25 protein-coding genes and 3 pseudogenes are annotated in these 20,177 nt (G+C 65.3%); 14 read left to right on the forward strand and 14 right to left on the reverse strand.

Going from position 1 to position 20,177, the window contains the following annotated elements:
• Window positions 1-46: 46 nt before the first annotated feature.
• From G4G31_RS12380 to G4G31_RS12395, 4 genes and pseudogenes are all read right to left on the reverse strand, one after another.
• Window positions 47-715: an OmpA family protein gene (locus G4G31_RS12380; RefSeq protein WP_182987972.1), complete on the reverse strand. Its 669-nt coding sequence runs from the start codon at window positions 713-715 to the stop codon at window positions 47-49.
• 142 nt (window positions 716-857) lie between these two features.
• Window positions 858-1,004: a lmo0937 family membrane protein gene (locus tag G4G31_RS12385; protein WP_136223041.1), complete on the reverse strand. Its 147-nt coding sequence runs from the start codon at window positions 1,002-1,004 to the stop codon at window positions 858-860.
• Window positions 1,005-1,111: 107 nt separating this feature from the next.
• The gene (locus G4G31_RS12390) at window positions 1,112-1,351 is read right to left on the reverse strand and encodes a hypothetical protein (protein WP_182987973.1); all 240 of its coding nucleotides are present in this window, start codon (window positions 1,349-1,351) and stop codon (window positions 1,112-1,114) included.
• Between the two features lie 204 nt (window positions 1,352-1,555).
• Window positions 1,556-2,340, reverse strand: a pseudogene (locus G4G31_RS12395) (glycine zipper 2TM domain-containing protein).
• Window positions 2,341-2,533: 193 nt separating this feature from the next.
• Here G4G31_RS12395 and G4G31_RS12400 point away from each other — a divergent pair.
• Window positions 2,534-3,264 (forward strand): annotated as a pseudogene (locus G4G31_RS12400) (Crp/Fnr family transcriptional regulator).
• Window positions 3,265-3,519: 255 nt separating this feature from the next.
• Here G4G31_RS12400 and G4G31_RS12405 read toward each other — a convergent pair.
• The 5 genes from G4G31_RS12405 to G4G31_RS28290 all read right to left on the reverse strand — a co-directional run bounded on the left by G4G31_RS12405 (window position 3,520) and on the right by G4G31_RS28290 (window position 6,690).
• The gene (locus G4G31_RS12405; RefSeq protein WP_182987974.1) at window positions 3,520-3,741 is read right to left on the reverse strand and encodes a glycine zipper 2TM domain-containing protein; all 222 of its coding nucleotides are present in this window, start codon (window positions 3,739-3,741) and stop codon (window positions 3,520-3,522) included.
• A 101-nt stretch (window positions 3,742-3,842) separates the two neighbouring features.
• Window positions 3,843-4,154, reverse strand: a complete 312-nt coding sequence (locus G4G31_RS12410) for a BON domain-containing protein (protein WP_182987975.1) — start codon at window positions 4,152-4,154, stop codon at window positions 3,843-3,845.
• Between the two features lie 93 nt (window positions 4,155-4,247).
• Complete coding sequence (locus tag G4G31_RS12415; protein WP_308621393.1) at window positions 4,248-5,621, reverse strand: AsmA family protein; 1,374 nt, start codon at window positions 5,619-5,621, stop codon at window positions 4,248-4,250.
• Entirely contained in the window at window positions 5,609-6,319 is a 711-nt protein-coding gene (locus G4G31_RS28285) for an AsmA family protein (protein WP_308621395.1), read from the reverse strand. Before G4G31_RS28285 ends, G4G31_RS12415 begins: the two co-directional genes overlap by 13 nt.
• 212 nt (window positions 6,320-6,531) lie before the next feature.
• Complete coding sequence (locus tag G4G31_RS28290) at window positions 6,532-6,690, reverse strand: hypothetical protein (RefSeq protein WP_308621397.1); 159 nt, start codon at window positions 6,688-6,690, stop codon at window positions 6,532-6,534.
• A 14-nt stretch (window positions 6,691-6,704) separates the two neighbouring features.
• Between G4G31_RS28290 and G4G31_RS28295 the strand changes: the two genes are divergently transcribed.
• From G4G31_RS28295 to G4G31_RS12445, 6 genes are all read left to right on the forward strand, one after another.
• Window positions 6,705-6,896, forward strand: coding sequence for a DUF4398 domain-containing protein (locus G4G31_RS28295; RefSeq protein WP_308621399.1), 192 nt, complete (start codon window positions 6,705-6,707; stop codon window positions 6,894-6,896).
• 200 nt (window positions 6,897-7,096) lie between these two features.
• A complete protein-coding gene (locus tag G4G31_RS12425) occupies window positions 7,097-7,999 on the forward strand; it encodes an OmpA family protein (RefSeq protein WP_182987976.1) in 903 nt (300 codons plus the stop codon).
• A gap of 30 nt (window positions 8,000-8,029) precedes the next feature.
• Complete coding sequence (locus tag G4G31_RS12430) at window positions 8,030-8,569, forward strand: bacterioferritin (RefSeq protein ID WP_182987977.1); 540 nt, start codon at window positions 8,030-8,032, stop codon at window positions 8,567-8,569.
• Window positions 8,570-8,610: 41 nt separating this feature from the next.
• Entirely contained in the window at window positions 8,611-8,946 is a 336-nt protein-coding gene (locus G4G31_RS12435) for a YqjD family protein (RefSeq protein WP_182987978.1), read from the forward strand.
• 17 nt (window positions 8,947-8,963) lie between these two features.
• Window positions 8,964-9,350 carry a phage holin family protein gene (locus G4G31_RS12440; protein WP_229424920.1) on the forward strand — a complete coding sequence of 129 codons (387 nt, stop codon included), beginning with the start codon at window positions 8,964-8,966 and terminating at the stop codon, window positions 9,348-9,350.
• 22 nt (window positions 9,351-9,372) lie between these two features.
• Window positions 9,373-9,762 (forward strand): hypothetical protein, encoded by a 390-nt coding sequence (locus G4G31_RS12445; RefSeq protein WP_182987979.1) that lies wholly within the window; start codon window positions 9,373-9,375, stop codon window positions 9,760-9,762.
• A gap of 735 nt (window positions 9,763-10,497) precedes the next feature.
• Here G4G31_RS12445 and G4G31_RS12450 read toward each other — a convergent pair.
• Together G4G31_RS12450 and G4G31_RS12455 are read right to left on the reverse strand one after the other, a co-directional pair.
• Window positions 10,498-10,830 carry a hypothetical protein gene (locus G4G31_RS12450; protein ID WP_182987980.1) on the reverse strand — a complete coding sequence of 111 codons (333 nt, stop codon included), beginning with the start codon at window positions 10,828-10,830 and terminating at the stop codon, window positions 10,498-10,500.
• Between the two features lie 161 nt (window positions 10,831-10,991).
• Entirely contained in the window at window positions 10,992-11,465 is a 474-nt protein-coding gene (locus tag G4G31_RS12455) for a glycine zipper 2TM domain-containing protein (protein ID WP_182987981.1), read from the reverse strand.
• A 192-nt stretch (window positions 11,466-11,657) separates the two neighbouring features.
• Between G4G31_RS12455 and G4G31_RS12460 the strand changes: the two genes are divergently transcribed.
• The 3 genes from G4G31_RS12460 to G4G31_RS12470 are packed head-to-tail and all read left to right on the forward strand — an operon-like array spanning window position 11,658 to window position 13,893.
• Window positions 11,658-12,218, forward strand: coding sequence for a hypothetical protein (locus G4G31_RS12460; RefSeq protein ID WP_229424921.1), 561 nt, complete (start codon window positions 11,658-11,660; stop codon window positions 12,216-12,218).
• Between the two features lie 60 nt (window positions 12,219-12,278).
• The gene (locus G4G31_RS12465; protein WP_182987982.1) at window positions 12,279-12,593 is read left to right on the forward strand and encodes a BON domain-containing protein; all 315 of its coding nucleotides are present in this window, start codon (window positions 12,279-12,281) and stop codon (window positions 12,591-12,593) included.
• A 46-nt stretch (window positions 12,594-12,639) separates the two neighbouring features.
• The gene (locus G4G31_RS12470; RefSeq protein ID WP_182987983.1) at window positions 12,640-13,893 is read left to right on the forward strand and encodes an AI-2E family transporter; all 1,254 of its coding nucleotides are present in this window, start codon (window positions 12,640-12,642) and stop codon (window positions 13,891-13,893) included.
• Between the two features lie 354 nt (window positions 13,894-14,247).
• Here the strand turns inward: G4G31_RS12470 and G4G31_RS12475 are convergent, their stop codons facing one another.
• Together G4G31_RS12475 and G4G31_RS12480 are read right to left on the reverse strand one after the other, a co-directional pair.
• The gene (locus G4G31_RS12475) at window positions 14,248-15,162 is read right to left on the reverse strand and encodes a YihY/virulence factor BrkB family protein (protein ID WP_182987984.1); all 915 of its coding nucleotides are present in this window, start codon (window positions 15,160-15,162) and stop codon (window positions 14,248-14,250) included.
• Between the two features lie 153 nt (window positions 15,163-15,315).
• Window positions 15,316-16,371 (reverse strand): OmpA family protein, encoded by a 1,056-nt coding sequence (locus tag G4G31_RS12480; RefSeq protein WP_182987985.1) that lies wholly within the window; start codon window positions 16,369-16,371, stop codon window positions 15,316-15,318.
• 469 nt (window positions 16,372-16,840) lie between these two features.
• Between G4G31_RS12480 and G4G31_RS12485 the strand changes: the two genes are divergently transcribed.
• The 3 genes and pseudogenes from G4G31_RS12485 (at window position 16,841) to G4G31_RS12495 (ending at window position 19,490) form a co-directional block, all read left to right on the forward strand.
• Window positions 16,841-17,455, forward strand: a complete 615-nt coding sequence (locus G4G31_RS12485; protein ID WP_182987986.1) for a winged helix-turn-helix domain-containing protein — start codon at window positions 16,841-16,843, stop codon at window positions 17,453-17,455.
• A 361-nt stretch (window positions 17,456-17,816) separates the two neighbouring features.
• Window positions 17,817-18,587 (forward strand): glutathione peroxidase, encoded by a 771-nt coding sequence (locus G4G31_RS12490; protein ID WP_182987987.1) that lies wholly within the window; start codon window positions 17,817-17,819, stop codon window positions 18,585-18,587.
• 22 nt (window positions 18,588-18,609) lie between these two features.
• Window positions 18,610-19,490: pseudogene (locus G4G31_RS12495) on the forward strand (zinc-dependent peptidase).
• A gap of 56 nt (window positions 19,491-19,546) precedes the next feature.
• On the opposite strand, the gene G4G31_RS25955 reads toward G4G31_RS12495, so the two are convergent.
• Window positions 19,547-19,816 (reverse strand): hypothetical protein, encoded by a 270-nt coding sequence (locus G4G31_RS25955; protein ID WP_229424922.1) that lies wholly within the window; start codon window positions 19,814-19,816, stop codon window positions 19,547-19,549.
• Window positions 19,817-19,951: 135 nt separating this feature from the next.
• Between G4G31_RS25955 and G4G31_RS25960 the strand changes: the two genes are divergently transcribed.
• Window positions 19,952-20,122 (forward strand): hypothetical protein, encoded by a 171-nt coding sequence (locus tag G4G31_RS25960; protein WP_229424923.1) that lies wholly within the window; start codon window positions 19,952-19,954, stop codon window positions 20,120-20,122.
• Window positions 20,123-20,177 lie beyond the last annotated feature (55 nt).

Here is a 20,177-nt window from a genome sequence, read left to right on the forward strand (position 1 = left end):
GCATAAGTAAAACTGATGCATGGGCAGTGGGGGGAGGGAGACGGGATCAGCCGCGTGCCGGTTCGGCGACGTAGATTTCGACGCGGCGGTTGCGTGCGCGACCGGCGTTGTCGTTGTTCGAAGCGATCGGCTCGCGTTCGCCGCGGCCTTCGATGCTGATGCGGCTCGGGTTCACACCGCGCCCTGCGAGGTAGTCGCGGGTGCGGGCGGCGCGGTCGACCGACAGCGGCTGGTTGACCGCATCGGTACCGGTGTTGTCGGTATGGCCGATGATGACGACGTTGGTGGCCGGGTTTTCGTTCAGCGTGGCGGCAAAGCGCTCGAGGACAGGCTGGAAGTTCGACTTGATGTCGGCGCGGCCGGTGTCGAACGAGATGTCGCTCGGGATCTCCAGTTTCAGGCGGTTGTCCGAGGTCTGGCTGACCTGCACGCCGGTACCCTGGGTGGCCTGTTCCATGGCCTGCTTCTGCTGTTCCATGCGCTTGGACCAGATGTTGCCGATGACTGCGCCGGCGGCACCGCCGATGACGGCGCCCTTGGCCGCGCGGCTGCCGCCACCGCCGTGGGTGGTGCCGCCGATCAGCGCGCCGAGTGCCGCGCCGGCCCCGGCGCCGGTGGCGGTGCCTTTCTGGGTGGCGCTCATGTCGGCGCAGCCGCTCACGCCCAGGGCGAGGATGGTGGCGGCGATGGCGGATTTGGTCAGATTGCTATGCATAGTGCTCTCCTAGAAAAAAATCCGTTTCGGAGGCGCGCCCGTGGGGCGCGTCCGCGAAACGGATTGGTCAAACAACTTCGGTACTGCGGGTACCACGCCGCGGCATTGCGGCGCAGACCAGGTCAGGTACTGCATGGCCTGTCTATATTCCTCGACCGCTGATCAGGCGTACCAGGATCATGATGACGGCAACCACCAGCAGGATGTGGATGAAGCCACCGATCGTGTACGAGGTGACCAGGCCGAGCAGCCACAGGACGATCAGGACAATGGCAATGGTGTAGAGCATGATGTGTCTCCTCATTCAACCGGCGCCGCAAGTGGCGCCGTGAAATCAGTATCGCTCTCCCTGCTCAGCATCACCGTTCGATGGCGTACATTTCGCGCAATTTTTTTTCAGGCGCGCGATTTCATGCGCGATCCGTCGTCGCCGCGCAGGCCGGGAATCCAGCCCATGAAGCCGAGCAGGCCAACGATGCCGATCAGGCAGGTCAGCAGTCCACCGCTGACCAGGAAGACGACGTCGTGCGCGGCCAGTTCGGGTCCTGCTTCGGCCGGTGGCCCGACGGACACGAGCCCGAAGCCAGTAACCACCAAACCCCAGACGATGATGCCGATCCATGCAAGGCTGTTCATGCTGTTCCCCTTTCGACGTTGTGTGGCGCGGCCGATCCGCACGCGGCGGCCGCGTTGAACGCGTAACAAGCGTAGGAATCCATTGTCGGGGTAGCTCAGCAGTATTTCCGTGCGATGGCGCACATTGCGCTGTGGAAAATGCTAAAAAAGTCGAGGCCGGCGATCCTTGCGGAAGGCCGGCCTCGGGATGGAAGGGGGCAGGGCTCAGGCGCTGCGCAGGTGCCCCTTGACGATGCGCACGCGGTCGCCGCTGCGCCATTGCGGCTCACTGCTCTGGCGGAAGGTACGCAGGCTGCCGTCGTCCAGGCGCACCCGGATTTCATAGGTGGTGGTGGCCTTCATGTTGCCCTCGACCCGGTTGCCGACCACCGCGCCGCCGACCGCACCGGCGACCGTGGCCAGTTGACGGCCGTGGCCGCCGCCGACCTGGTTGCCCAGCAGGCCGCCGATCACCGCGCCCCAGCCGCACCCAGGCCGCTGCCCCGGGCACGCTGCTTGATGGCGCGCACCGATTCGATGTTGCCGCAGTTGCCGCACCATTTCGGTTCGGCGGCCGCGACCTGGACCGGCTTGGACCTCACCACGGTGTGCGGTGCCGGTTCCGGTTCCGATTCGCGCACGGGGGCATGGGCCGGGGCGCTCGGCGCCGGCGCATAGGCTTGCGCCACCTGCTGCGCGGGATAGGCGGGAGCAGCTGGAACGGCCGGGTAGGCGGGAGAGGCCGGATAGGCACCGCCCACGGGCTGCCGGACCATGCCGACATCGGGCGCGACCGGGGCGACTGCCGCCTGGGCGCCCGGCATGCTCGCGGCCAGGGCGGCGCGGTCGGCTTCATTGAGCTGGCGGCTGGCATTGCCGCCGATCGAAGACGGGATCCAGCCCATGATGGCCGCGGTGCCGATCAGGCAAAACAGCACGACGGCCAGCGCCGCCAGCAGCAGCAAGGGGTGGTGCTGGGCACGCCCTGGAGGGTTCGGAATATTGTTCATGACGGTCCTTGTAGAAGGTGTGGGGGCATGCGCCCGCCGATGTAAAGATTGTCCCGAGGAACAACAGAGTATTCCGTGCGTCACCGAACATACTTCCCCTATCAGAGCCTTTACGCTGACTGAAATTGTTTGCAAATGTATCCGTCGCCGTTTTTTGCCCTCGTGGCGGGCGGCGGCCAACTGCGAGGGTCCGATGAACTTTGCTGTTTCTCCCGGCGTCGCCGAGCACAATGCCAATCAGCTGCTGGCCGCGCTCCCGCCGCAGGAGCTGGCCCAGGTGCTGCCGATGCTCGACCAGGTAAGGGTCGAGGCCGGCGAGGTACTGTCCGAGGCGGGTGAACCTTTTCGATATATCTATTTTCCGCACGACTGCCTGATCTCCCTGCTCGGGGTGGCGGGCGGGCGCATGACGCTCGAAGTGGGGCTGGTCGGCCGCGAGGGCATGCTGGGCGCCACCGTCGCGCTCGGCCACGAAACGGCCCGGTGCGCGCCGTCGTGCAGCGGCCGGGCAGTGCCAGCCGCATGGACAGCGCGGCCTTCCGCGCCGAGTTTGCGCGCAACGGGGCGCTCCAGCGCGTGCTGTACCGCTATACCGACACCCAGCTGGCGCAGGCGATCCAGATCGCCGTCTGCAGCCGCTTCCACGTGCTCGAGGCGCGCCTGGCACGTTCGCTCCTGATCACGCGCGACCGCCTGCAATCGGACAAATTCCACCTCACCCACGAATTCCTGGCGCACGCACTGGGGGTGCGCCGGGTTGGCGTGACGAAGGCCGCCAGCGCGCTGCAGCAGCAGGGCCTGATCATCTATAGCCGTGGCAATATCGAGATCCTCGATGCCGACGGGTTGGCGGCGGCGGCCTGCACCTGCTACGAGATCGTCAAGGACGCGGGCGTGGGGGCGCTGTCGAGTGCGTTCGTGTAGGCTTCGAGCCCGTGCGGATGATGAGGGCGCAGGTCCCTCGGCGGTGAGGCCGCGTGGACTCAGGAGTTCACCCTGCGATTGTTTCGGGCCGTAGGGTGGAGTTCGTAGGGTGGAGTCCCGACTCCACGCGGTATCACGCACGCGCGTCGAGACCCCGAACCATTCCAGCATGCCTTCAAACGCAACGCCCCGCCTGCACGATTGCAAGGCGGGGCGTCCCGTGTGTTTGCCTGGTACTACAAGCTTGACTGCAAATTAGTGGGTTTTGCCGGTCTGGTTGCCGATGACACCGCCAACCGCTGCGCCGCCGACCGTGCCCGCTGCGCTGCCGCCGGTCAGGGCGCCGCCGATGACCGCACCGGCACCTGCGCCGATCGCGGTGTTCTTGTCCTGTTGCGACATGTTCGAGCAACCGGTCAGGCCCAGTGCCAGGGTAGCCAGGGTAGCGCTCACTGCCAGGTGTTTGATGGTTTTCATGATGGATCTCCTTTGGTGGGTTAAGCGAACCTCAATCGCTGCGGTGCCTGAGCGGCGTCGCGGACGCCATCCCTTGCACGCGCAACGGTTTGACGAGGTCCTTACTTCAGGCGCAGGTCGTTCTTGACCGACTTCACGCCTTTCACGGTGCGCGCAACCGACGCTGCGGTTGCCACGCTGTCCGCCGAGCTGACAAAACCGCTCAGCTGCACAATGCCTTCCCGGGTCGCGACATCGATATCGGCCGCCGTCAACTCCTTACTGCTTCCCAGCGCCGCCTTCACGCCGCTGGTAATGGCACCGTCGTCGACCGGCACGCTGGCGGCCACCATGGTGTTGCTGCCGCATCCGGCCAGGGTCAGTCCGAAAGCCAGGCTTGCCAGCAGCGCCAGGGCAGGTAGTGAATGCGTCATGCGAGTTCCTCGATGCCCGAACCGGTGGGCGATGGTTACAGGCTACGCAGGCTGCATGGTCGAGTCTGTTCGAGAACGCACACAGGCAGCTCGTCAGCGCGTCCGGGTCTTGCCCGGCGGCGGCGCGGTCGGCTTCTCCCTGGCCAGCGCCACCAGGCGCCCGCACTCGCTGTTCTCGCCCGGACCGGTGTTAATCAGGGGCAGCAGCGCCGCTACCGGTGCCGCCACCGCGGCCAGCGCCGCAGCACCGCCCGCCTTCAGGGCCAGCACCTTCTTGTCGACCGAGACGTCAGGCTTGCTGAACGGGCCGCGCACGTACAGCGGGGCGCGCAGGGTGAACAGGCGCAGTGCCTTGGTTTCCGGCTTGATCGTCAGGTCCATCTGCTCGTTGGCCAGGCTGATGCTGCCGTTGACGTTGATGAGCGCTTCCTCGGTGTCGACAACGAACACGTTCGACTGCATCAGGCCCTTGTTGACGTCGAAGTCGGCCGCCATGCAATTGAGCTGCACCGGCTTGTCGCCGAACAGCTTGGTGACGACGATGTTGCCCACGTTCAGGCCCATCATCTCGAGCAGCATCTTGCTGATCGTGCCCTGGTTGACCAGTGCCTTGACTTCGCCGTTCGAGGTGGCCAGCAGCGAGGCGACCGAGGTGCCCGTCGCCGACAGCTGGGCGTCGCCGTTGATCGTGCCGACCGTTGCCTGCATCTTCTCGATGGTCGGGAACAGCTGCTTGATCTCGATTTTGCGCGCGCTGACCTTGGCCGTGGCCGCGATCGTGTTCTTGCCCTTGGCGCCGCTGCCGTCCAGCCGGATCGTCGAACGCAGGGTACCGCCGGCCACGCCGAAGTCGAGCGGCGCCAGCGTGATCACGCCGTCCTTCATGACCAGGTGGGTCGAGAGCTTGCTGATCGGCAGTGTCTTCTCGCGGCGGATGCTCTCGGCGGTGTAGCGCACGTCGGCATCGATCGCCTTCCAGCGCTCGGTGCGGAACTCTTCCACCGGCAGCACCTTGCCGCCCGGCTGCACGGCATCGACGCCGCGCGCCTTCTTGCTCTCGTTCGAATCGCCGCCGACCAGCGGGCCGAGGTCGGAGAACAGCAGCTTTTGCGTCGCCACGTTGCCGCTGAGTTTGCCGCGGGGCTTGCCGCCTTCGTAGACCAGCTTGCCGCTGATGTCGCTGCTGCCGACCTTGCCCTTGAAATTCTCGTAGGTCCAGCGCCCGTATTCACGGTCGAGTTCGCCGCGCAGGCGGCCCGAGGTCGAGAAGGCCGGCGTTTCCGGCAGCGTGATCCTGGTGAAGTTGTACAGGCGCGCCATGCTGCGGCCGGCCAGTTGCAGCTGCAGGTCGACGGCTTTCAGCTTGGCCGGGCTGGTGACGGTGCCCTCGATGGCGATGCGGCTGGGGCCGCTGCGCATGTCGGCCTTGACCGGGTAGGGTACGTTCTGGTCCTTCAGCGACAGCACCTGGCCCACCTTGCCCCCCCGCCGGTGACGGGCGCGCCGTTGTAGCTGCCGGTCACTTCGAATCCGACGCCGTACCTCGGGTCGTTCGCCAGCGTGCGCACGTGCGCGGTGATGTCGGCGTCGGTGACGGCATCGACCACGCGCACGACCCCGTCGGTCAGCACCACGCGCTCGAGGTCGAGCTCCCACTTCGATTCCTTCTTTTCCTTTTTGTAGACCCAGTTGTAGTGGGTGCTGTCGGTGCGCTGCAGTTCCACGCGCGGCGAGTCGAAGCGCAGCACGGGGATGCCGATGGTGTGGTGCAGAAGCCCGAAGGGGTTGAGCGAGAACGAGAACTGGCGCACGCTGGCCATGTCCATCTGCTTCATGTTCGCCGGGTTACCGACGTGCACGTCGTTGGCGATCAGGTGCGGCCAGGGCAGCCAGTCGCGCAGGTGGCGGTCGCTCGGGGCCATGCTGCGCGCGGGTACTTCCCATTGCACGGCCAGGTTGCCGCGGATGGCGAAGGGCCGCTCGATCGCTTCGCTGACCTTGGCGTTGAGCCAGGGCCGGGCCCGGTTCCAGTCGAAGGTCAGGATGAAAATGACGGCGATGACGGGAATCGCGATCAGGGTGGCGAGGACGCCGAAGAGGATTTTCTTCTTCTTGTGCCCGCCGTGCTGCTTGGCGGTGCCGGGTGGGGAGGTGGTGTCGGGCATGACGATCCTTTGCGTGGGAGTCTGTCTTGGGGCCAGATTAGCGCAAAGGGTATGGTCATCAATGTGCGGTGTCGCACCGTGTGGCAGTCGAGCTTTCGGGAAGTGCCCTCTATGTGCGGCAGCGAACCGAACTCGGCTGATAACAAGCTTATAACGTTAACAACTTCCTCACATAAACAGGAGATCGCAATGAACCCAATTCGCCCAATGAATCAGCTCGCCGGCGCCGCTGCGCTGGCCGCGATGCTGGCATTGACGGGCTGTGCCAGCCCGAACCGGGCGCCGGCCGCGGCCGACGTGGCGGTGTCGAAGAATGCCGTCGACAACGCCGTGCAGGCCGGCGCCGCCGACCTGGCACCGGAAGAGATCACGGCCGCGCGCCAAGATGATGCGCGCCAGCGAAGCCCTGGCCGCGAAGGACTACAAGCTGGCACGCGAACTGGCGGTGCAGGCCCAGGCCGACGCCCAGCTGGCCCAGAGCAAGGCCAATTCGGCCAAGGCGACGGCCGCGTCGAACCAGCTCAACGAGGATCTGCGCGTGCTGCGCCAGGAAGTCGACCGCGCCAATTCGCAATAACTCGGCAGTAAAGCGCGGCAGTAAAGCGCGGCAGTAAAGCGCGGCAGTAAAGCGCGTGCAGTAAAGCGCGCGCGGCAAGCCGGGCGGCTTGCCCGCCACGCGACAACGATGCAGCAGCGCCGGCAGTGCGCTTCCCCTGGGGGCGCCGGCGACATGAACAACACCAACGCGCCACCGCGGCGCCCATGGAGGGAAAGATCATGCAAGTACGCTTCCTGAAACCGGCCATCTTCGCCAGCGCCGTGCTGCTGGCCGCCTGCAGCACCACGCCGACCACCACGCCGACGCTGGACCAGGCCCGGGCCGACTTCGTCGCCGCCAACAACAACCCGCAGGTGTCGAGCTACGCGCCGCTGGAGTTCAAGCAGGCCAGCGATGCGCTCGACAAGGCCAATGCCGCCGCCGCGAAGAAGGAAAGCCTGGAAGACATCGACCGCCTGGCCTATGTCGCCAAGCAGAAGATCGCCACCGCCCAGGAAGTGGCCCGTACCAAGGCCGCAGAAGCCAACATCGCCTCGGCCTCGCAGGAGCGCACCACCGTCCAGCTGGAAGCGCGTACCGCCGAGGCCGAACGTGCCAAGCGCGAAGCCGAGCAGGCGCAAGCGGCCGCAATGGCTGCCCAGCAGCAGGCCGCCAGCGCCCAGGACCAGGCCCGTGCCATGGCCGAGCGTACTGCGAAACTCGAGGCGATCCTGGTCGAGCTGCAGGCCAAGCAGACCGAGCGCGGCATGGTCGTCACCATCGGCGACGTGCTCTTTGCCACCGGCAAGGCCGACCTGACCGCCAACGGTATGTCGACCCTGCGCAAGCTGGCCGACGTGATGGCGCAGAACCCTGAGCGTACCGTGCTGGTCGAAGGGTTTACGGACAACGTCGGCAAATCCGACTACAACCAGGAGCTGTCGCAGCGCCGTGCCGACGCCGTGGCGAACGCACTGGGCAGCATGGGCGTGGCACGCCAGCGCATCGCCACCCGCGCCTATGGCGAAACCTTCCCGGTCGCGGCGAACGATACCGCCGCCAACAAGCAGCTGAACCGCCGCGTCGAGATCGTGCTCTCGAAAGACGCGCAGCCGATTCCGCCACGGTCGGCAGGGCGCTGATGCGCCGTAATGCAACCTAGAGGAAACATCATGGAACAGACCACCCCGAACCTGGCACATGGCTTCGACGTCGAGGCGATCCGCCGCGCCGCCGCCAACCTCGATGACGGCGCCGTCACCGTGGGCTACCAGGCCGACCGCGAAGCCGTGATTGCCATGCTGAACGACGCGCTCGCCACCGAACTGCTGTGCGTGCTGCGCTACAAGCGCCATTACTACACCGTGGGCGGCCCGAATACCACCGCCATCAAGGCCGAGTTCCTCGAGCATGCCCAGCAGGAGCAGGACCATGCCGACCGCATCGCCGAGCGCATCGTCCAGCTCAACGGTTCGCCGAACTTCAACCCGGCCACGCTGACGGCCCGTTCGCATGCCGAGTACGACGATTCGGACGATGTCCAGGCCATGATCCGCGCCGACCTGATCGCCGAACGCGTGGCAATCGAGTCGTATCGCCAGATGATCCTCGCCATTGGCGACAAGGACCCGACCACGCGCCAGATGCTGGTCGAGATCCTTGCCGTCGAGGAAGAGCACGCCGACGACCTGCGCGATTTCCTCGCAGCCTGATTCTTTTTACCTTCTACAACAACCAACAACAGGAGTTCATCATGCTAGACACCACCACCCGCGGCACCTCCCGCTCGATCGACAGTAGCCTCAACAACGCCAGCGCCGACATGAAGCTGCTGGTCAAGGACGCCCAGGCACTGCTGACCGCTGCCGCATCGCTGACCGGCGAGAAGGCCGAAGAGTTGCGTGGCCGCGGCATGGAGCTGCTCGACCGCGCGATGGGCAAGGCCAGCCACTACCAGGGTCAAGCCAAGGTCAAGGGCAAGGAACTGGCCCAGACCGCCGATGTCTATGTGAAGGACAACCCGTGGCGTACCGTCGCCGCCGCAGCGAGCGTCGGCCTGCTGGTCGGCATCTACCTCGGCCGTAAATAATTCCACCGGAGAACGCCATGGAAAAGACCGAAACCGTCGTGCATGGTCCTGGACTCATGGGCGGCATCTCCGGGCTGGCGAAGAACCTGTTCGGCCTCATCGTGTCGCGGGTGGAACTTGCCGCGCTCGAGATGTCGGAAGTGCGCAATCACGTGATCGAACTGCTGGCGATCTTCGCCGGCGCCGTTCTCGCCGTGTGGTTCGCATTGGCCTACGGCACCGCGACGATCGTGGCGCTGGCCTGGGACGCCATGGGCTGGAAGATCCTGCTGGTGCTGTTCCTGGTGTTTCTGATTATCACGGCCGTGCTCGTGATGAAGGGGCTGTCCATGCTCAAGCAAGGCAAGCTCGCTTTCCCGGAAACGATGAACGAACTCCGTCACGACCGCGACGCGCTGCTGTAGGCGCCTGACCCAGGGGAAGAACATGGAAAAACACAATCACAAGGACGAGCCGACCGGCCTGGCCGGCCACAAGCACAGCCGCGATCCGGTCACGCGCAAGGCCGAGTTGCTGCGCGAAGGCGAGTTCTATCGCGCCGGCGTCACCTACGCCAAGGCCCAGGTGAAGCACGGTGCGCGGCCGGAAGTCATGCTGCATTCGGCGATCGACCACGCTACCTGGGCACTGCGGGCCCGTGCCGATGCTCTGCTGAAACCTACCGGTACGAGCATCTCGGTGCTGGCACCGTACGCGCTGGGCGTTTTCAATTTCGTGCGCCAGCGCCGCATGGGCAAGCAAGCTTTGGCAGGCGCGGTGCTGCTGGGCGTGGCGGGCTGGTTTGCCCAGCGGCGCCGGGCGCAGCGCGAGATCTGAAGCAGGGGCGTGCGCCATCAGGCGCACGCGCAACGCATGTCGTCGCAGGATTTTCATGCCCTTCGCCTGCCATCCGGGGCGAGGCGGCATGAAGAGCGTCTGGCAAAGCCCTCCGGGCGCTTCGCGGAAATCGCGTACGGGAGTACCCGGTTGCACGCGACGCCGCACATGGCGGCGCACATGGCGGTTTTTCAGGCGCGCCATGCATCATGAATAGTGGCAGCACAAGTGCAGTGTCATGCCGGACAGGTAAGCTGATTCCAGCGCAGGCTTCTGCGCAGCACGCGCCGCGTTCGCGCAAGCGGGCGCCCCGCCCGAGCGCTTTGCGGCATGATGGATACCAGGCGCGATCGTTCGGGCGCGGTTGGTCGGCTTGTTTGAGCGCCGGTCTGCATCGCGCGGGCTGGACTCGCGGCAGGACACGACGCAGCGTGTCAACGAAGGCCGGCTTGTCGCCTTCGATACGCGGACAACGCGCAGTCCGTCGTGCCGCTGCAGGATGGTTGGCGTGCACGCGCCGTGACGCCGCAAGCGACGTCGACAGAATATGGTGGGGCTTGAGCGGCGTCGCAATCGTTGATTGGACGCCGTCTTTTTTTGTGGAGCGCCACCACGCGGCGGCATCCTCCCGCGCGCCGCCGTTCGCGCTGCCGGGCGACCCATGCCGTGCCGGATCCAAGCCGTGACGCGCCCGCCTAGCGCGCCGCCTAGCGTGCCGGCTGCGCGCCGGTTTCGCTACGCAGGCCCGCCATCTCTTCCTTGTAGGTTTCCTGCGCCGCCTTCAGGCAGGCGGCGCGCCCGGCTTGCGGGCCCCGGCGGCACGCGTGCCTGGCTTCGTCCAGCGCCGCCGCGATTTCCCTTCTGGCGCGAGCGCATCCGCTGGCCAGCGGTCGCGTCCTCCTTGTACCAGCGCGCCGGATCGCCCTGCGCGATCTCGCGTGCCTGCTTGTTCGCCGCGGCCGGCGCCACGTTCGCATCGCTGCTCTGCGCGAGGGCGAGGCCGCTGGTCGCCAGCAGCACGCCGGCCAGGGTGGCGGCAAGCGAGCGGCGTATCGATAGTCTGTTCATCTGCACCTCCAGAATGGAAACGGGCCGGCAGGCGCCGGCCCGGTTGCATGACCGGCTTCCCGCACCGGCCCCGGGAGGGCGCGGCGCAGGGCGCGCTGCGGAAGGATGCGAATCCATCCGGGCATGCCGTCCGCCGTATCGACGCCGGGGTCTCGCGGGAATCAGTAACGGTAGGCGCGGCCGTCGACCAGGCGCACGCGGTTGCCCGGACGCAGATCATAGGCGCTGTCCCGGACCACGGTGCGGTATTCGCCATTGTCCATGCGGACGTTGATCTGATACATCTCCCGGCCATTGGCGTTGCGGTTGCGCTCGACGTTGTTGCCGATTGCGGCACCGGCGACGCCGCCGGCCACGGTGGCGGCGGTGCGGCCGCTACCGCTACCGACCTGGTTGCCTGCCAGTGCCCCGACAGAACCGCCGACGACGGCGCCGGCACCGCTGGTGCGGTTCTCGCCCTGCGTGACCTGGATCGATTCGATGGTGCCATAGCCCATCGATGCCGTGCTGCCATAGCTGCCGGCATTGGCGTAGCCGCCGCTGTTGGGGTTGCTGTACGACGGCGAGCTGGCGCAGCCCGAGAGCAGGGCGCCTGCGGCGACCACGGCTGCTGCAAAGGTACGGGTAGTTTTCATATTGTTCTCCTGACAAATGATGTACATGCAGATTAGACATCCCAGCGGCAGGGGTCTGTGCGATCACGCACGCATTGTTGCCGGTTTGATATGACTTTAAGACATCGCATGCTTATGTTCGGCAGCGAACAGAATCGCTGCCGCGTTAGGCGTAAAACGTTATTAGCGTTTTGATAAATGGAGTACGAGAACATGACGGCGAAAATGAAAAACGTGCATGTGCTGCTGATCGCCGGGGCCGCGTTGATGTGGTCCAGCCAGGGCCGTGCCCAGTCCGTGCCCGACGCGAAAACGGCCTACAACCAGGCACGCGACCTGGCCGCCGCCAACTACAAGGTGGCGCGGGCGCGTTGCGATGCTGTCACAGGCAATCCGCACGATGTCTGCGTTGCCGAGGCCAAGGCCGAGCGCGTACGCGTCGAGGAAGAGGCCGGCGCTGCCTACAAGAACACCCTGAAGGCTTACACCCAGGCGCGCATGCGCATTGCCGACGCCAACTACGAGCGCGACAAGGCGCGTTGTGGCGCCACCACGGGCAACGACCGCGACGTGTGCATCAAGCAGGCGAAGGCGACGCTCGTCGCCGCCCAGGCCGATGCCAACGCGGACCGCAAGACGATCGAAGCGCGCAGCAATGCGCGTGAAGACAAACTGACGGCTGAATACCGGGTCGCACTGGAAAAGTGCGACGCGTTTGCCGGCGCGGCGAAAGACAAGTGTGTCGACGCCGCCAAAACCGCGTACGGAAAGTGACGTACCGGCGCTCTCCTGAGCATTGCTTGACCTTTGACCAACGATAGAAAGGGATACATCATGAAAATCACCCAACGTCTCGCCACCGCCGTCTTTACCGGCGCCCTCGCTTTCACCATGGTTGGCTGCTCGTCCTCGCCGACGAAGGAAAGCGCAGGCGAATTCGTCGACGACAGCGTCATCACCGCCAAGGTGAAAGCAGCCTTCGCCGCTGACCCAACCGTGAAAGCGACCGAAATCAACGTCGAGACCTTCAAGGGCGACGTCCAGCTGTCGGGCTTCGTGGCCCAGCCTGGCGATGCACAGCGCGCCGTCGAGGTTGCACGCGGCGTGAAGGGTGTAACATCCGTCAAGAACGACATCCGCGTGAAATAAGCAGCGCCGCCGTGGCGGCGGTCTGGCAACTTTTTTTGGCAAACACATGCAACTCGCCAGTCCAGGCTCGGTCGCAACCGAGCCGAACGATTCCGCCGCCATCGGGGCAGAGCCGGCCATACAGGCCGACTCTGCCGCACCAGAAGTCCATGCCGGGCCAGGCGACGAGCTGACCCTGCACGCGGGCAGCCTGCGGCTCCCCATCCATGTGAACGCCCGCGGCCTGTCGCTGGGTATCCTGGCCACCGTGGCCTTTGTCTTTGCGCTCCAGTGGGCGCAGAAATTCTTCGTTCCCCTCCTGCTCGGCATCTTCATTGCCTATACCCTGAGCCCGGTCGTGCGCTGGCTCGAACGCATCCACATCAAGCGCATTGTCGGCGCCACCCTCGTGACGGCGCTGCTGATCGGCGGCCTGGGCGCCACCATGTACCGGCTGCAGGACGAATTCTTCAACATCATCGACGAGCTGCCCACGCTCACCCACAAGGTCACCAGGCTGCTCAGTACCGCCGCGTCCGGGCAGGGCTCGACGATCCAGCAGATGCGCAAGGCTGCCGCCGAGATCGAGCAGGCCACCGCCAGCGTCGGCGAGAACCGCGACGGCCGCGTGGTGCAGCGCCGCCCGAGCGTGTCGCAGCCGCATGCGCCGGCTTTCCGCATCACCGACTGGCTGCTGGCCGGTTCGGTCGGACTGGCGGCCTTCCTCACCCAGGCGACCATGGTGGTCTTCCTCGTGTTCTTCCTGCTGCTGGCCGGGGACACCTTCAAGCGCAAGCTCGTCAAATTGACCGGTCCCTCGCTCACGCGCAAGAAAGTCACGGTGCACATCCTGGACGACATCAATACCTCGATCCAGAACTACATGTTCATGCTCCTGGTGACGAACATCCTGCTGGCGCTCCTGATGTGGGTGACGCTGCGTGCGATTGGCCTGGAAAACGCCGGCGCCTGGGCCATCTTCGCCGGCGTGGCACACGTCATGCCCTATTTCGGACCACTCCTGATCACCACCGCCACCGGGCTCGTCGCCTTCCTGCAATTCGAGTCGCTGCGCATGGTCATTTTGGTCGCCGGCGCCTCGATGGGCATCGCTACCCTGGTCGGCATGGTCGTCACCACCTGGATGACGGGCAAGATCGCCAAGATGAACCCGGCTGCCGTGTTCGTCAGCCTGCTGTTCTGGGGCTGGCTCTGGGGCATGTGGGGACTGCTGCTGGGCGTGCCCGTGGTCGTGATCCTGAAGGTCGTGGCCGAGCGCGTCGAGGGAATGGAAGTGCTGGCCGAGTTGCTCGGGGAATAGGGGCCGCACCCTGCCTGCTCCTGCCGAGGTGGACCCGCTCTCGTAGGGTGGAGTCGAGACCTCCACGCTGTTTCGTGCCCTTGCGCCCCCGGTCCTGTGTGCTGCGAATTGCGGTTCCGCTCTCGTAGGGTGGGGTCTCGACCCCACGCCGTCTTTCGTGCCTTTGCGCACCCGGCCCTTTTGCTGCCAGCTGCGGTTCCGCTCTCGTAGGGTGGGGTCTCGACCCCACGCCGTCTTTCGTGCCTTTGCGCACCCGGCCCTTTTGCTGCCAACTGCGGTTCCGCTCTCGTAGGTGGGGTCGAGGCCCCACCCCACGGATTGGCAGGCGCACTGGTTCGCGCCGCGCCTGCTCCATCAGGCCATGCGCTTGACGTTCTTCGCACCGGTGACATGGGCAGGTGCATGGCGCAGGCTGCCCAGTTGCAGGGCGTACTGGCGGGCGAACTCGGCGCCGAGGAAGAAGATCTGCGCGGAGTAATACACCCACAGCAGCAGCGCGATCAGCGAGCCGGCGGCGCCGAAGCTGCTGGCGGTGCCACTGTTGCCGATGTAGAGGCCAATCGCGAACTTACCCAGCGTGAACATGGCAGCCGTACCGAGGGCACCGATGGTCACGTCGTGCCAGGACAGCTTGATGCGCGGCAGCAATTTATAGATCGTGCCGAACAGGATCGCGATCACCAGGAAGCTGATGCATGACGAGACCCAGCCCATGATCACGGTGGCTTCCTTCCACATGCCGCCCAGGTAGTTCTCGACGACGGCCAGGGCGGCGCTCACCACCAGCGACACCATCAGGAGGAAGCCGAGCACGAGGATCAGGCCGAAGGAGAGCAGTCGGGTACGCACCGTGTTCCACCAGCTGGCGTTCTTGGGTGGGGGCACGTCCCAGATTTCGTCCAGGCTATCCTTCAGTTCCGCGAACACGGACGTAGCGCCCACGAGCAGCAGGACGGTGGCGATGATCGTTGCCAGGCGCCCGGTTTCCTTGTTCTGCGCGCCGGCCAGCACCGACTGGATTGTTTCGGCGCCCTGGGCACCCACCAGGCCCCGCAGTTCGTTGAGGAGCTGGCCCTGGGCTGCTTCCGCACCATAGAAGAAACCGGCGATCGCGATCACCAGCACCAGGATGGGGGCGAGCGAGAACAGCGTGTAGAAGGCCAGGGCGGCGCCCTTGCTGGCGGCGCGGTGCGCGAGCCATTCCGTGACCGCACATTTCATCACATGGATGACCTGGCGCGAGAATGGAAACCATTTGTTGACAGCCATACCAGCCCTCCAGAAAAGAAAAAGGGGCACTTGGCCCCCTCGTGTACGCCCGCAGGTATGATCCCGGGACGCCCGTGAGATCGGGCCAAGTACCCCGCTGGCCGCACCCGTCGGTGCGGCCCTGCGACCTTCCGCCCGCAGGCGGAGCGGCAATTACTGAACGCGCTTTTCGATCACGATCTGTTCGATCTCGACGCGACGGTTTGGCTCCAGGCACTTGATCAGGTCCGCACGCTTCTTGTTGTTGCAGGTGACGACCGGGTTGGCTTCGCCTTTGCCGTAGGCCTTCAGGCGGCCACCGTCGACGCCCTTGCTGACCAGGTAATCGCGCACCGAGTTGGCGCGGCGCTCCGACAGCTTCTGGTTGTACTTGTCGGTACCCAGGCGGTCGGTGTAGCCGGTGATGTCGACATCGGTGATGCTTGGGTCGGCCTGCAGTGCGGCAGCGACTTCATCCAGGCGTGGTGCCGGCAGGATGACGTCGGCCTTGTTGAACTCGAACAGCTTGCTCGTTTCCAGCGTCACTTTTTCGAAGCGGGCTGGTGGTGGCGGAGCGACCGGTGCTGGCGCTGGTGCCGGTGCGGCTTCAGCCACTGGCGCAGGTGCTGGAGCCGGTGCCGGTGGTGCTGGCGGTGGGCTGAACGCATAGTTCAGGCCGACGGTGACGTATTTGTTATTGCTGCGCGAGAAGCCGAACTGCTCGTCGTCACGCAGGAAGCCGCGCACCGAGCGGAGGTCGGCCTGCAGCGACAGCTGCGGGGTCAGGGAAGCCTGGAAACCGATACCGGCGGTAGCGTACGGCGAGGTCTTGCTCAGGCGGTTGATGCCGCCGTTCGGGTTTTCGACGCGGTCACGCTGGGCGCCGACACCGAACAGCACGAAGGGACGGAAGCGCTCGCGCGACAGCATCAGCAGCGCGTCGACGCCAACGAGGGTCTGGCGGTAGGTTGCTGGAAATTCCTTGGTGCGTGCGTGGGTGACACCGGCCTGGACATCCCAGTACGGGTGCACGGCCTTGCCGACTTTCAGGCCAGCGCCCCAGTCACGGTCGTTCACGCCGAAGTCCGCGTCCGGCTTGAAACCGACGACGCTCGGCTGGACATACCAGGACGGATTGATTTCTTGCGTTGGCATGGATTCTTGAGCCAGCGTGGAGCCAGCTGCGCAGAGCAGGGCGACGGCCAGGGCGATCTTCTTCGTATTGTTCACAGGAAACTCCCATAAGTTGAAAAGGTAGGGTGACATCGCGTGCCTTGACAGTGATGTTGGAGTCAAGAATACGAGTCCGAGTTCCAGAGGGTCGGTGCGCTAGCGCACCTACAGATACTGCTGAGTGACAAAACTACAACATTGGCGACTTTTTAAGTCATGCTTCTATATAGAGGAGGGGAGAAAGACGGCAGACTGGGCTCCAAGCTTTATCCGCAATGGATAAGACGATTTCGTTGTATTTTTGCTACAAGCGCCCAGTTTCGCGCGCACAATTGATTTTTCTTAAAACTTAATTGACGAAATGCTTCGAGGAATTTTGCCAATGTGGGCTGGCGCACAGACCGGCTACCCTGACGCAGGCAATCTTGAGGTCAGTTAAGCGGAACCCGAGGTGTTGTCAGAGTGTCAGACCACACACAGCGACCCGGGCCACCCCAGTCTCTCTCTTTCATTGGAGCATATCAACATGCATGCAACGACTCATCACAACGCGGTGCAAGGCGACATCGGCGCAGTGCACACTTCCAGCAACTCAGCGTTGATCGAACGTGTGCCGCCACAACCGACCGAACGTGCGCCCATCTCGCTGGCGCCGATCGAGCGTGTGCGTTCGACGTCCGCCACCCAGCGTCGGATCGAGAACATGCAAAAGCTGATCAACGAACTGTCGACGCACGAAATGCTGGCCGATGAGATCGCGTGGTTCCTGAAGTTCTCGCCGTCGGGCGCCCGCAAGTATATCCGCGACCTGCGCGAAGCCGGCGTCATCGAACTGGCGCGCTACATCGAAGGCACCGCCACCTACCTCGGCAAGGCCGTCTACCAGATCTGCCCCGACCAGGAACGCGTGAAAGCCTTCCTGGCTGCGATCTGCCAGCCGAAGCGCGAAGGCGTTGCCCCGCGCAAGGAGCGTCCAGGCCTGCGCGAGCAGAGCATGGCCGGCAGCGGTCGCCATTTCCACATCCTGGCCGATGACACCCACTATGCCATCCGCGTGAACCGCAGCCCGGTCACCCGCGATCCGCTCGTCGCCGCCCTGTTCGGCCCGGCCCCAAGCCAGGTGGGCAAAGAGCGCGCCTGACCTTGCTACAGGAGCGTGCCGCGGCAGAGACCCGTAGCACGCTCCGTACCGACGATCGCTGTCGTCACGCACAACGCCGCGCACCGCGCGGCGTTTGCCGTTTACGTCTCCCCATCGCCGTCTCCCCATCTCCCCCCACGCCTTGCCGGTCGCTTCCACGCGCCATCGCGCCGTCGCCGCCCGACCCGCTGCGATCTTCCGGTCGCAGCGCCGCGGTCCTGGTGACTTTGTCTGCCCCTCGCAAGGCAGTCTCCACGCCGCGCAGGGCGCCGCGGGCCGAACATTGAAAACCCGGCAACAGGCCCCACCTCCGCAGGAGCGCGGCGCGGTGCCGTGCCAGACCACTCGAAAAGGACATCCCATGCTGCCAAGTGCCGATACGCTGGAAGGCAAACCCGTGCCTGACGTGACGTTCAAGGCGCGCCCGGACAACCAGTGGCGCGACCTCACGACCGATGAGCTGTTCAAGGGCAAGACGGTCGTCGTGTTCTCGCTGCCGGGCGCCTATACCCCGACCTGTTCCTCCACCCACCTGCCGCGCTACAACGAGCTCGCGCCCGTGTTTCGTGACAACGGCATCGACGCCATCTACTGCGTCTCGGTGAATGACGCCTTCGTCATGAACGAGTGGAAGCAGGGCCAGGATGCCAGGGACATCACCTTCATCCCGGACGGCAACGGCGACTTCGCACGCGAAATGGGCATGCTGGTCGACAAGCGCGACCTCGGTTTCGGCATGCGCTCCTGGCGCTATTCGATGCTCGTGCGCGACGGCATCATCGAGAAAATGTTCATCGAACCGGACAAGGAGGGCGATCCCTTCGAAGTCTCGGACGCCGACACCATGCTTCGCCATATCAATCCAGAGGCGCGCGCGCCGGAACCGATCGTGATCTTCTCGCGCCCGGGCTGCCCGCATTGCGCGCGTGCCAAGGCGGCGCTGGACGGGCGCGATTTGCGCTATACCGATTTTTCGCAGGACCAGAAGATCAACACCAGCGTGCTGCGTGCCGTCAGCGGCAACATGACCTGGCCCCAGGTCTTCATCGGCGGACGCCACATCGGCGGGGCCGACGAGCTCGAGGCTTACCTCGGGCAAGAGGCGGGAAACGCAAAACAGGCGCGCGCGTGAACACCCCGACGGAGAAGACGTGATGGAAGCCCTGATCCTCTCGAGCGTCCTGGCCGCGCTGGCCCTGGCCTGGGCCGTGCCGCGCTGGCGCCTGCGCCGTGCCCCGGCGCGGCCGCTGGACGCCGCCGCAATTGCCGTTTTAGAACGCAATGTCGAGCAATACCGGGGCATGGATGCAGGGCAGCGCGCGCGCCTGGAGCGCCTGGTGCGCCGCTTCCTCCACGAAAAAACCTTCGTCGGCTGCGCCGGCCTGGAGATCACCGACGAGATGCGCCTGACCATCGCCGGCCAGGCCTGCCTGCTGCTGCTCGGCAATCGCGGCGACACGGTGTATGCCAGCCTGCATTCGGTACTGGTCTATCCCGGCGCCTTCCGGTGCCGCGGCGCCAGGTCGATGCCGCCGGCGTCGTGAGCGAGCAGCGCCGGGACTTGCTGGGCGAGTCCTGGGGCGACGGCCGCGTGATCCTGTCCCGGAACCACGTGCGCCGGCCTGACGCCGACACGGTGCCTTCGCACAATGTCGTGCTGCACGAGTTTGCCCACCAGCTCGACAGCGAATCGGGCAGCACGAATGGCGCGCCTTACCTCGGCAGCGCCGAGCGCTACCGCAGCTGGTCCGAGGTGCTCTCGCGCGACTTCGCGGCCCTGCGCCAGGACGCCTGGTTCGGCCAGCAGGGCGTGCTCGACCATTACGGCGCGACCAGCCCGGCCGAGTTCTTCGCCGTGGCCACCGAGGCCTTTTTCGAGCAGCCCCACCTGCTGGCATCGCGCCACCCGGCCCTGTACGAGGAATTCCTGAAGTACTACCGGGTCGATCCGCGTCACTGGCAGGCGCCGCCCGCACCCGAGCCTGCGCTACCCGAGCTGCATGCCGGCCAGGTTCTGTATGGACAATGGCAATAGGCTGCGTGCGTTTGCGTACAGAATGGCCAGCCCAGCAGGAGCATGCTTGCCGCTATCTAACAATGCAGGAGAAATCCATGTCCATCATCATTGCAGGGCATTTCCAGCTCCAGGATGAAGCCGAAGCCGCGCGCCGCGCGCTGCTCGACGCCGGTTTCAATGCCGAACGCACCAGTACCTTTTACCTGAGCCAGCCAGGGCAGCACGACATGACGCCGATCGGTGGCGACCATATCCAGTCGCCCGGCGCCAAGGAGACGCCAGTCGGCGTGCTGCAGGGGCAGCGCCACCGGCGGCGCGGTCGGTGCCGCGGTCGGTGCCGTCACGGCGCCCCTGACCGGGCCGGCCGGTCCCATCGTCGGCGGCCTGGTCGGCGCCCACGTCGGCTCGCTGTTCAGCTTTTCGAAAATGAAGGAAGCAGGCGAGCGCGAGCAGGGCGGGCGGGCACCCCGGAACAGCGCATGGCCGGCATGCTCGTCGCCGTCGCCTTCGACGACGCCGGCCAGGAATCGCAGGCCGTCGACCTGCTGCGCCGCCTGGGAGCGGTTCAGATCGAGCGCGCGCGCGGCAATATCGTCGAGGGCGACTGGGCCGACTTCGATGCTTCCAGCCCGCCGGATATCCTCCACTGAGGATCCACTTAGCATCAACTGAGCATCCACTGAGCATCCACTGAGCATCCGCTGA

It is taken from the genome of Massilia sp. Se16.2.3, from assembly GCF_014171595.1.
Taxonomy (GTDB): Bacteria; Pseudomonadota; Gammaproteobacteria; order Burkholderiales; family Burkholderiaceae_D; genus Telluria.